The sequence below is a fragment of the Curtobacterium sp. MCBA15_009 genome (assembly GCF_001864895.1).
In the GTDB taxonomy this organism is placed as follows: Bacteria; Actinomycetota; Actinomycetes; order Actinomycetales; family Microbacteriaceae; genus Curtobacterium.
The window spans coordinates 341,656-351,116 of the sequence record NZ_MJGO01000039.1 but is presented as its reverse complement, the minus strand read 5'-3'; the positions used below and the strand labels follow the sequence as shown (position 1 = coordinate 351,116).

The 9,461-nt window shown below is 73.1% G+C and carries 10 protein-coding genes and 1 riboswitch; of the genes, 8 read left to right on the top strand and 2 right to left on the bottom strand.

Going from position 1 to position 9,461, the window contains the following annotated elements; all coding sequences use genetic code 11:
- From BIU97_RS18185 to ribH, 4 genes are all read left to right on the top strand, one after another.
- The coding region (locus tag BIU97_RS18185) for an LPXTG cell wall anchor domain-containing protein (RefSeq protein WP_217640115.1) at positions 1 to 360 on the top strand (360 nt) is incomplete at its 5' end.
- A 313-nt stretch (positions 361 to 673) separates the two neighbouring features.
- A riboswitch (FMN riboswitch) is annotated at positions 674 to 808 on the top strand.
- A 91-nt stretch (positions 809 to 899) separates the two neighbouring features.
- On the top strand, positions 900 to 1,541 hold the full coding sequence (locus BIU97_RS14890; RefSeq protein WP_071261078.1) for a riboflavin synthase: 642 nt from the start codon (positions 900 to 902) through the stop codon (positions 1,539 to 1,541).
- A complete protein-coding gene (gene ribB / locus BIU97_RS14885) occupies positions 1,541 to 2,257 on the top strand; it encodes a 3,4-dihydroxy-2-butanone-4-phosphate synthase (protein ID WP_083404831.1) in 717 nt (238 codons plus the stop codon). The genes BIU97_RS14890 and ribB overlap by 1 nt, the downstream gene beginning before the upstream one ends.
- Complete coding sequence (gene ribH / locus BIU97_RS14880; protein ID WP_071261080.1) at positions 2,254 to 2,733, top strand: 6,7-dimethyl-8-ribityllumazine synthase; 480 nt, start codon at positions 2,254 to 2,256, stop codon at positions 2,731 to 2,733. The genes ribB and ribH overlap by 4 nt, the downstream gene beginning before the upstream one ends.
- 92 nt (positions 2,734 to 2,825) lie before the next feature.
- Here ribH and BIU97_RS18180 read toward each other — a convergent pair whose 3' ends face one another.
- Both BIU97_RS18180 and BIU97_RS14875 read right to left on the bottom strand, forming a co-directional pair.
- Positions 2,826 to 2,996 (bottom strand): hypothetical protein, encoded by a 171-nt coding sequence (locus BIU97_RS18180; RefSeq protein WP_017888559.1) that lies wholly within the window; start codon positions 2,994 to 2,996, stop codon positions 2,826 to 2,828.
- Positions 2,997 to 3,062: 66 nt separating this feature from the next.
- On the bottom strand, positions 3,063 to 3,611 hold the full coding sequence (locus BIU97_RS14875; protein WP_071262041.1) for a TetR/AcrR family transcriptional regulator: 549 nt from the start codon (positions 3,609 to 3,611) through the stop codon (positions 3,063 to 3,065).
- 201 nt (positions 3,612 to 3,812) lie between these two features.
- On the opposite strand from BIU97_RS14875, the gene BIU97_RS14870 reads away from it, so the two are divergent.
- The 4 genes from BIU97_RS14870 to BIU97_RS14855 all read left to right on the top strand — a co-directional run bounded on the left by BIU97_RS14870 (position 3,813) and on the right by BIU97_RS14855 (position 9,444).
- On the top strand, positions 3,813 to 5,870 hold the full coding sequence (locus tag BIU97_RS14870; RefSeq protein WP_071261082.1) for an aldo/keto reductase: 2,058 nt from the start codon (positions 3,813 to 3,815) through the stop codon (positions 5,868 to 5,870).
- Positions 5,849 to 6,868 carry a LacI family DNA-binding transcriptional regulator gene (locus BIU97_RS14865; protein ID WP_071261094.1) on the top strand — a complete coding sequence of 340 codons (1,020 nt, stop codon included), beginning with the start codon at positions 5,849 to 5,851 and terminating at the stop codon, positions 6,866 to 6,868. The genes BIU97_RS14870 and BIU97_RS14865 overlap by 22 nt, the downstream gene beginning before the upstream one ends.
- Positions 6,869 to 7,120: 252 nt before the next feature.
- Positions 7,121 to 8,644, top strand: a complete 1,524-nt coding sequence (locus BIU97_RS14860) for an MFS transporter (RefSeq protein ID WP_071261096.1) — start codon at positions 7,121 to 7,123, stop codon at positions 8,642 to 8,644.
- 290 nt (positions 8,645 to 8,934) lie between these two features.
- A complete protein-coding gene (locus BIU97_RS14855; protein ID WP_071261098.1) occupies positions 8,935 to 9,444 on the top strand; it encodes a flavin reductase family protein in 510 nt (169 codons plus the stop codon).
- Positions 9,445 to 9,461: the final 17 nt, after the last annotated feature.

Here is a 9,461-nt window from a genome sequence, read left to right as displayed (position 1 = left end):
GGTACGACTCCTGGTGACGGCACCACTCCTGGTGACGGCACCACTCCTGGTGACGGCACGACCCCTGGCGACGGCACCACGCCCGGCACCGTGACCACCCCCGGGACGTCCACGGGCACGACCGACGTGCCCCGGGCCTCCACTCCGGCCGTGGTGACCACCTCGGTGGTCCGCACCACCGGAGCGACCGTCGGCGGGACGACCACCCTGGCGGCGGGGGACGCGACGACGGCAGCCGAGGGTGCCGGCCAGCGGCAGCTCGCCTACACCGGAGCGTCCTCGCCGGTGCTGCCCCTCGGGTTCGCGCTCCTGCTGCTCCTCGCCGGTGCGGGCACGCTCGTGCTCCGTCGTCGGCACTGACCGTCGGGTCGACGAGGGGCGTCGCGCAGCAGCGGCGCCCCTCGCCGGCGTGTCCGGGATGCGGGTGTGCGTGTGCATCCACCGACGAAGCACCGGTCGATCGACGCGTGCTCTGTCGGAAGGTGTCGACGCATCGGATGCACGTGCACCTTCCGACAGCACACGTGTCGATCGTCGCGTGGTCCGTCGCAAAGTGCGGCGACCGCCCGACGGCCCGACCGTCCGACCGACCGCCAGCTCCGCCCCGCCCCGCAGCCGCCCTCCGTCACACCCGCACGCACCCAGGACCGGGTGGGGTATCGTTCGGACTACGCAAGCGCTCCGGGGTCGGTGTAATTCCGAACCGGTGGTGACAGTCCACGAACTGATGACGGGTGCGAACCCGACTGAGGTTGACCCGGTGGAAATCCGGGACCGACGGTGAGAGTCCGGATGGGAGGCGCGCTGACGGACAGGACGTCCCACGACCCGTGGTGGCGTGTCGTCCGTCGATGCCGACGATCGTCGAACGCCCCCGGAGTCCCGTTGAGAGGACACCAGTGTTCACCGGCATCATCGAGGAACTCGGCACCGTCACCGCCGTCGAGCAGCAGGGCGACTCCGTCGCGCTCACCGTGCACGGCCCCGTCGTCGTGCAGGACGCCCGGCACGGCGACTCGATCGCGACCAGTGGCGTCTGCCTGACCGTCGTCGAGCAGACCCCCGAGACCTTCACCGCCTTCGTCATGAAGCAGACCCTCGACATGAGCGCCCACGGTGCGCTCCGCGTGGGGGACCGCCTGAACCTCGAGCGTGCCGCGTCGGTCGGGGACCGGCTCGGCGGACACATCGTGCAGGGCCACATCGACGGCACGGCGACCGTGCTCGAGACGGCCGACGGCGACGGCTGGCGCCGTGTGCGCTTCTCGCTCAGCCCGGCGCTCAGCCCGCTGATCGTCGACAAGGGGTCGGTCGCCCTCGACGGCGTCTCGCTCACGGTCAGCGCGGTCTCGCCGGAGGACACCGCCCCCGACGCCGCCTGGTTCGAGGTCAGCCTGATCCCCGAGACGCTCGAGGCGACGACCCTCGGACTCCGCGTCCCCGGCGACCGGGTGAACGTGGAGACGGACGTCCTGGCCCGTCACGTCCGGCGGATGCTGCGGCTCGACGCCGCGACGGCGCCCGCACAGGAGGCCCGGTGATGGTCACGGAGACCGGCCAGCGCCCCGGGGCGCCCGACACCACGACCTCGGTCGCCGCCGCAGGGCTGGCGAGCGTCCCCGAGGCGATCGCCGCCGTCGCGGCGGGGCGCCCGGTGATCGTCGTCGACGACGAGGACCGCGAGAACGAGGGCGACGTCATCCTGTCCGCCGAGCTCGCGACCCCCGAGTGGATCGCCTGGACCGTCGCACACTCGTCGGGCTTCATCTGCGCGCCGGTGAGCACCGAGATCGCCGACGCCCTCGACCTGCCGCCGATGGTGCAGCACAACGAGGACGTCCGCGGCACCGCCTACACGGTGACGGTCGACGCCGCCGTCGGTGTCACCACCGGCATCAGCGCCCACGACCGAGCACACACGTTGCGCGTCCTGGCCGACCCGACGTCGGGGCGTGACGACCTGCACCGCCCCGGACACGTGGTGCCCCTGCGCGCACGCCCGGGCGGGGTCCGCGAACGCGCGGGCCACACCGAAGCAGCGATCGAGCTCGTCACCGCGGCCGGGCTCCGGCCCGCCGCGGCGATCTGCGAGATCGTCGACGAGGCCGGCGGCATGATGCGGCTGCCGGCGCTCGTCGCACTCGGGGCACGCGAGGGCGTGCCCGTCATCACCATCGCCGCGCTCGCCGAGTGGCTGGACGCGGCAGACCGGGCGGCGGCATCCGATGCCGTGCCCACGGAAGGAACGACACGATGAGCGGAGCAGGCGCGGCAGACCGCGACCAGGTCGACGGCAGCGGAATCCGGGTGGCGATCATCGCCGGGCAGTGGCACGACCAGATCGCGGCGGGGCTCCTCGCCGGGGCCCAGCGCGAGGTCGAGCGCCTCGGTGCCACGGCCGACGTCATCCCGGTCCCGGGGAGCTTCGAACTGCCCGTGGTCGCGAAGACCGCGCTCGAGGCCGGGTTCGACGCCGCGGTCGCCCTCGGGGTGATCATCCGCGGCGGCACCCCGCACTTCGAGTACGTCTCCGACGCGGCGACGAGCGGGCTCACCCGGGTCGCGATCGACACCGGCAAGCCGGTCGGCTTCGGCGTGCTGACGCTGGACGACGAGCAGCAGGGCCTCGACCGGGCCGGGCTGCCCGACTCGAAGGAGGACAAGGGGGCCGAGGCTGCGCACGCCGCGATCAGCACGGCCGTCACCCTCCGGACCCTGCGCGTCCTGGCGTAGTCCGGCACGACACCGCGCACCGACGGTGCGACCACGCAGAACGGCCCCGCGCCTCTCGGAGAGGTGCGGGGCCGTTCCGTCGTGCGGGTTGGTTACCGCTTGCCGAACACGTGGATCGGCAGGAAGAACGAGAGGCTCATCAGGAGCACGCCGGCCATGAAGACGAAGGCCTGGCCGGACTCGACCTGGAAGGCGAACCCGAACAGGTACATCGACACCAGCAGCAGCAGGATCGAGAAAACAGCGGCGATGACGCGGCCCACGGGATACCTCCGGGTGTCGACGAGTGGAACGTCGCCCAGTCTATCCCCAGGAGCGGGGACGCCGGTTCACGCTCCGGGTCGGGTCGCGATGAGCCGGTCGACGACGGTGAGCAGCGGCTCCATGTCGACGCTGCCGCGGTGCGGCCGGACGTCGCTCGCGGCCCCGAGCGACGCCTGGTGGTACAGGCCGTCGCCGAGGAGCTTCACCGCCTGGGCCGTCGGCTCGTCGCCGAGGGCCTCGACCAGGGTCTCGAGCCACGCGTTCTCGGTGTCGTCGAGGGTCCGACCGGCTTCCTCGTACCCGGCCTGCTGCAGGCGGCTCGCGGCGAGGAGCACGAGGTCGAGCTCGCTGCCGACGAACAGGCAGTTGCGGACGAAGTAGCGGGCGGGCCCGTCCTCGGCCTCGCGCATCCGCTCGACGTCGATCGCGGACAGGTCGGAGAGCCGTTCGCAGAGCCCCTCGACCAGCGCCGCCTTGGACCCGAAGTGGTAGAGCAGTCCGCCCTTCGACACCCCGGCCCGGGCGGCGACGGCGTCGAGGGTCGCGGGACGCTCGCCCTCCTCGCACACGATGGCGACGAAGCTGTCGAGGACGCGGTCACGGGCACTGGCCATGCCGAGAGTCTGCCATGCGGGAGCGGCCCCCAGCGCGCGTGCGTCCACGGCTTCGGGCACCGGTTCTCGTGAACGTTCACGAAGTCGTTGCCGTGCACCACGAGGGGACACGCCGTCTGTGGCCGCGAACCGTTGATCCGGCGCGTTCGGGACGCTACGGTCGACGGGACCGTGAAGGTTCACGACACGACAAGGATCCGCATGTCAGCGCAGACCGCGACCACCTCCAGCAACAGCCCGACCGGCGAGCAGACCCCCGGGTGGGCCGTCCTCGGCCCCGGCCAGATCGCACGCCGTTTCCTGTCCCAGCTGCCGGCCAGCGCGTCCGGTGCCGTGCTCGCCGCCGCCGGCAGCACGTCGGCGGAGCGGGCACGGGCCTTCGCCGACGAGGCCGTCGGGCACGGCTTCGCCGACGTCGCGGCCGGGACCCACACCGACGCCCTCGCCGATCCCCGCGTCGACGCCGTCTACGTCTCGACCGTGCACACGGGCCACGCCGCACTCGTGCTCGCCGCGCTCGAGGCGGGCAAGGCCGTGCTCTGCGAGAAGCCGCTCGCGCCGAACCACGGCACCGCGATGGCGCTGGCGGACGCCGCACGGCAGGCCGGACTGCCCCTCGTCGAGGCCTACATGTACCGGTTCCACCCGCAGACCGCCGCACTGCTCGACCTCGTGCGCGAGGGTGCGGTCGGCGAGGTCACGCACGTCGACGCCGCGTTCGCCTTCCGGGCGGGCGAGCGCACCGGTCGGCTGTTCGACGTCAACACCGCCGGCGGCGGCATCCTCGACGTCGGTGGCTACCCGGTGACCATGGCTGCAGCGGTCGTGCAGGCCGCCACCGGCGTCGCCGTCGCCGAGCCCACCGAGCTCAGCGCGCACGGCACCCTCGGCCCGACCGGGGTCGACGAGTGGACCGTCGCGCAGCTGACCTACCGGGGCGGCATCACCGCGTCCGTCCGCACGGGTGTCCGCGTGCAGGACGACAACGCCGTCACCGTGCACGGCAGCCGCGGGCGCATCGTGCTCACCGACCCGTGGACCCTCGGCGACGCCCCCACGATCCAGGTCCACACCGTCGACGAGGACCCCCGCACGCTGACCTTCCCCGGGGCGCACCCCTACGCGCTCGAGGCCGACGCCACCACCGACGCCCTGCGCACGGGGTCGGTCGACGCGGCGCAGATGACGCTCGACGAGTCCCTCGCGACGGCCCGCACGCTCGACCGGTGGCGTGCCGCGATCGGTCTCCGCTACCCGTTCGAGGCCGAGACCGCGGACATCCCGACCGTGTCCGGCCGGCCGCTCACGGTCGCCGCCCACGAGCCGGACCGCGCCGGCAACCCGATGCGGTACGGCGAGGTCCCGGGCGTCGGCAAGCAGCTGTCCCGCCTGGTGATGGGCGTCGACAACCAGCCCGACCTGGCCCACGCCAGCGCGATCTTCGACCTGTTCGTCGAGCAGGGCGGCAACGTCTTCGACACCGGCTACGTCTACGGCGGCGGCGTGCTCGAGGGGCGCCTCGGCCGGTGGATCCAGAACCGCGGGATCCGCGAGGACGTGGTCGTCATCACGAAGGGCGCGCACACGCCCTTCTGCGACCCGGAGTCGCTGACGAGGCAGCTGCTCGAGAGCCTGGACCGCCAGGGCACCGACTACGCGGACGTCTACATGATGCACCGGGACAACCCGGACATCCCGGTGGGGGAGTTCGTCGACGTCCTCGACGAGCACCGTCGCGCCGGCCGCATCCGGGTCTACGGCGGCTCGAACTGGACGACCGCGCGCTTCGACGAGGCGAACGCGTGGGCGCGCGCGAACGGCAAGCACGGGTTCGAGGTGCTCAGCAACCACTTCGGGCTCGCCGAGGCGTACGACGTGCCGTGGGACGGCTGCGTGCACGCGACCGACGCCGCGTCGAAGGCCTGGCTCGAGGAGCGCCAGGTCCCGCTGCTGCCGTGGTCGTCGCAGGCACGCGGGTTCTTCACCGGGCGGGCGAAGCCGGAGGACACCAGCGACGCCGAGCTCGTGCGCTGTTACTACAGCGACGCGAACTTCGAGCGGCTCCGCCGCGCGACCGAGCTCGGCGAGCGGTTCGGCGTGCCGGCCACCGCGATCGCCCTGGCGTACGTGCTGCACCAGCCGTTCCCGACGTTCCCGCTCTTCGGTCCGCGTACGATCGCGGAGGCCCGGTCCTCGATGACGGGCCTCTCCGTCGACCTCACCCCGGAACAGGTGGCATGGCTGGACCTCCGCGACTGACCGAAGGCGCCGCACCCGGCGGCCGCGCGACGATCCTCGACGTCGCCGCGGCCGCCGGGGTGTCGCGGCAGACGGTCACGCGCGCGGTGAACGGCCTGAGCGGCATCAGTGCCGCGACGAAGGAGCGCGTGCTCGCGGCGGCCGAGCGGTTGGACTACCGTCCGTCGCGGTTCGGCCGCGGCCTCGTCACCGGCGGCGACCACCAGCTCGGTCTCGTCGTCAACGACCTGCGCAACCCCTATACACCGCAGCTCGCGTCGGCGGTCTTCCGGCTCGCCGCCGAGCAGGGCTGGAACGTCATGCTCGCCGACGTCGACCTGGCGAGCGACGCCGACCGGATGGTGCAGGCGCTCGGTGCCCAGACCGACGTCGTCATCGGGTACCTCGGCGCCCGCCGGGAGCGCTGGAACGCGTTGCTCGGCACCGTCCCGATGGTGGAGCTCGACCCGCACACCGAACCGTCGACGGCAGCGGTGCGGCTGGACCCCACCGACGCCGTCGAGGCCCTCGCCGACCACCTGGTCGCCGCCGGTGTGCGGCACCCGGTGGTGCTCGACCACTCCGAGGCCGGCCGGCCGAGCGTCCGCGGTGCGCTCGTCACCGATGCCCTGCGCCGCCGCGGGTACCTGCCGGAGCTCGTGCACGCCGCGCAGGCGACGGCGGAGTGCGGTGCGGCCGAGGCGACACGGGCGCTCGGTCGGTTCCGTCGGCTCGACGCGTTCGTGGCGTTCAACGACGTCACGGCGCTCGGCGTCCTGCAGGCCTGCCGACGTGCGGGGGTGGACGTGCCGGGCGCCGTGCGCGTGGTCGGGGTGGACGGGCTGCCGCTCGGGGAGCTCGTGGCGCCGACGCTCACGACGCTCGCGGTCGACCTCGACGAGGTCGCGCGTGCGGCCATCGACCTCGCGCTCGGCATGTTGGCGGGGGAGCTGCCGCGTTCCGGTCCGGAGGTCCAGCGGACGGTCCGGCACCGGCTGCTCCTGCGGGAGTCGGCCTAGCGCGACGCCCCCCGCGGCGCGCGCTGCGGACGGCGGCCCGACCCGGTACCGAGCGCCTGACGGACGGGAGGCGCGGGGCGGTCTGGTGACGAGCCTCCCGACCGGCGCTTGGTTGCGGTTGCAACCAAAACCGTCCAGACGGTACACTAACGGAGTCCTGACGGGGCGCGTGTCCATCCCGCGTCCCGTCTCGTCTGCCCCACGTACCACCCGCCGTCGACCTGGTCCGGCTCGAAGTCCCAGGAGTCCGCCGTGTCCGCACTGCTCACCAGCCCCGTCGCCACCCGTGTCCGGGGGAGCCGCGCCCGACGCTTCCTCGCGCTCGCCGTCCTCATGCTGCCGGTGCTGCTCATCTCGGTGGACAACACCGTGCTGAGCTTCGCGCTGCCGTCCATCAGCCGGGCGCTCGAGCCCGACGCCGCCACCCAGCTCTGGATCGTCGACTCCTACCCGCTCGTGCTTGCGGGCCTGCTCGTGGTGATGGGCAGCATCGGCGACCGCATCGGCCGGCGCCGCATCCTGGTGATCGGGGCCACCGGCTTCGCCCTGTTCTCGGTCGCCGCAGCGTTCGCCACCGACGCCTGGATGCTCGTCGCCGCCCGGGTCGCGATGGGGGTCTTCGGTGCGATGCTCATGCCGGCGACGCTCTCCATCATCCGCAACGTCTTCGTCGACGCGGGGGAGCGGCGCATGGCGCTCGCCGTCTGGTCGACGATGTTCGCCGCCGGGAACGCACTCGGTCCGCTCGTCGGCGGGACCCTGCTCGCGCACTTCCACTGGGGCAGCGTCTTCGTGGTCGCGGTGCCGATCCTCGTGCTCATGCTCGTCGGCGTGCCGTTCTGCGTGCCGGAGTCGCGGGACCCGCTGCCCGGCCCTGTCGACGTGCCGAGCATGGTGCTGTCGCTCGGTGCCCTCGCGCCGACCGTCTGGGCGATCAAGTCCGTCGTGCACCCCGAGGAGCGCGGGCTCGCCGTCGCCCTGCTCGCCGTCGGCGTGGTCTGCGGCATCGCGTTCGTCCGGCGGCAGCTGCGCTCCCGGACGCCCATGCTCGACCTCCGGCTCTTCCGCAGCACCGCCTTCACCGGCAGCGTGCTCATGAACCTCGCGGCGATGTTCTCGCTGACCGGGTTCCTGTTCTTCATCGCGCAGCACCTGCAGCTCGTCGCCGGCCTCGACCCGTTCGCCTCCGGACTCGTGCTCATCCCGGGGTCCGTGCTCACGATCATCGCCGGGCTCGCGGTGGTGCCGGTCGTCGCCCGGGTCGCGCCGCGCTGGGTCGTGTCGGTCTCGCTGCTGTTCTCGGCGGCGGCCTACGCGCTCGTCGCCGTGCTCGGGCACCACGCGTCGATCGCCGCGCTGGCGTTCGCGTTCGTCCTGCTCGGCATCGGCATCGGCGCGTCGGAGACGGTGACGAACGACCTCATCATCTCGACCGCGCCGGCGGACAAGGCCGGGGCCGCCTCGGCGATGTCCGAGACGGCGTACGAGATCGGCGCCGTCCTCGGCACGGCGGTGCTCGGCACGATCCTGGCGACGACCTACCGCGCGAACGTCCTGGTGCCCGACGGGCTGTCGGCCGGGGCGCACGTCGCGGCGCAGGAGACCCTCGGCGGCGCGGTGTCGGCGGCCTCGACGCTCGGCGGCCCGGCGGGGCAGGCGCTCCTGGAGTCGGCGCGTGCGGCCTTCGACTCCGGCGTGACGATCACCGCCGGCGTCGCCGCCGTGCTCATGGTGGTCGCTGCCGCCGGCGCGGTCGTCATGCTCAAGCGCCGCTGACGCCGGGCCGTGCGCGCCCGGGCTGCCGTGCGCGCTCGCGCCGGGGCCGGCCGGTGCGCGCTCGGTGAGCAGAAGCGGTCGGGTCGCCGCGAGCGACCCGACCGTTCCTGCTCACGAAGTCCCTCCGCCGAGCCCGGCGACGCGTTGCGCGGGGCGCGGCGGGGCCCGTGCGGCACGCCCGGGAGCCGCCGAACCTGTGAATCGTTGACCTCAACCATGGTTCAGGTCATACGTTGGGACCTGGCCACCGCGTGGTGACCACCCCCACCGGAGGAACGACCACGAACACCATGCCCGACGAAGCCCCCGCGACGATCGCCGACGCGTACAAGTCCGCCTTCCGCGGCCACCCGGCCGGAGTCGCCGTCATCACGGCGGAGGGGCCCGACGGCCCCACCGGACTGACCGCCTCGAGCGTCGCGAGCGTCGCCGTCGACCCGCCGGTCCTGGTGTTCTCGCTCTCGACGAACTCCGGCTCCGCCGGCGTCGTGCTCGGTGCCCCCGTGTTCGTCGTGCACCTCGTCGACTCCCGCGGCGTCGACCTCGCCCGTCGCTTCGCCTCGACCGGCAGCCCGGCCGCCGACGACCCGATCTGGGGGACGCTGCCCTCCGGCGACCGCTACCTGCCCGGCGCCGCGAGTGCACTGCGCTGCCGCCCGTTGTCCACGACCCCCATCGGCAGCTCGACCGTCGTCGTCGCCGAGGTCCTGGACATCATCGTCGGACTCGACCGCGGCGAGCCGCTGGTCTACCACAACCGGGAATTCCACTCCCTCACCGATCGTTCCCGGCTCTCGTGAGCCGCGGGATCCCATCC

Coding starts and splice junctions, on each gene's coding strand:
- BIU97_RS14870 (WP_071261082.1), top strand. CDS start 3,813: ATGTCAGCGCAGACCGCGACCACCTCCAGCAACAGCCCGACCGGCGAG.
- BIU97_RS14865 (WP_071261094.1), top strand. CDS start 5,849: ATGGCTGGACCTCCGCGACTGACCGAAGGCGCCGCACCCGGCGGCCGC.
- BIU97_RS14855 (WP_071261098.1), top strand. CDS start 8,935: ATGCCCGACGAAGCCCCCGCGACGATCGCCGACGCGTACAAGTCCGCC.
- ribH (WP_071261080.1), top strand. CDS start 2,254: ATGAGCGGAGCAGGCGCGGCAGACCGCGACCAGGTCGACGGCAGCGGA.
- BIU97_RS14875 (WP_071262041.1), bottom strand. CDS start 3,611: ATGGCCAGTGCCCGTGACCGCGTCCTCGACAGCTTCGTCGCCATCGTG.
- ribB (WP_083404831.1), top strand. CDS start 1,541: ATGGTCACGGAGACCGGCCAGCGCCCCGGGGCGCCCGACACCACGACC.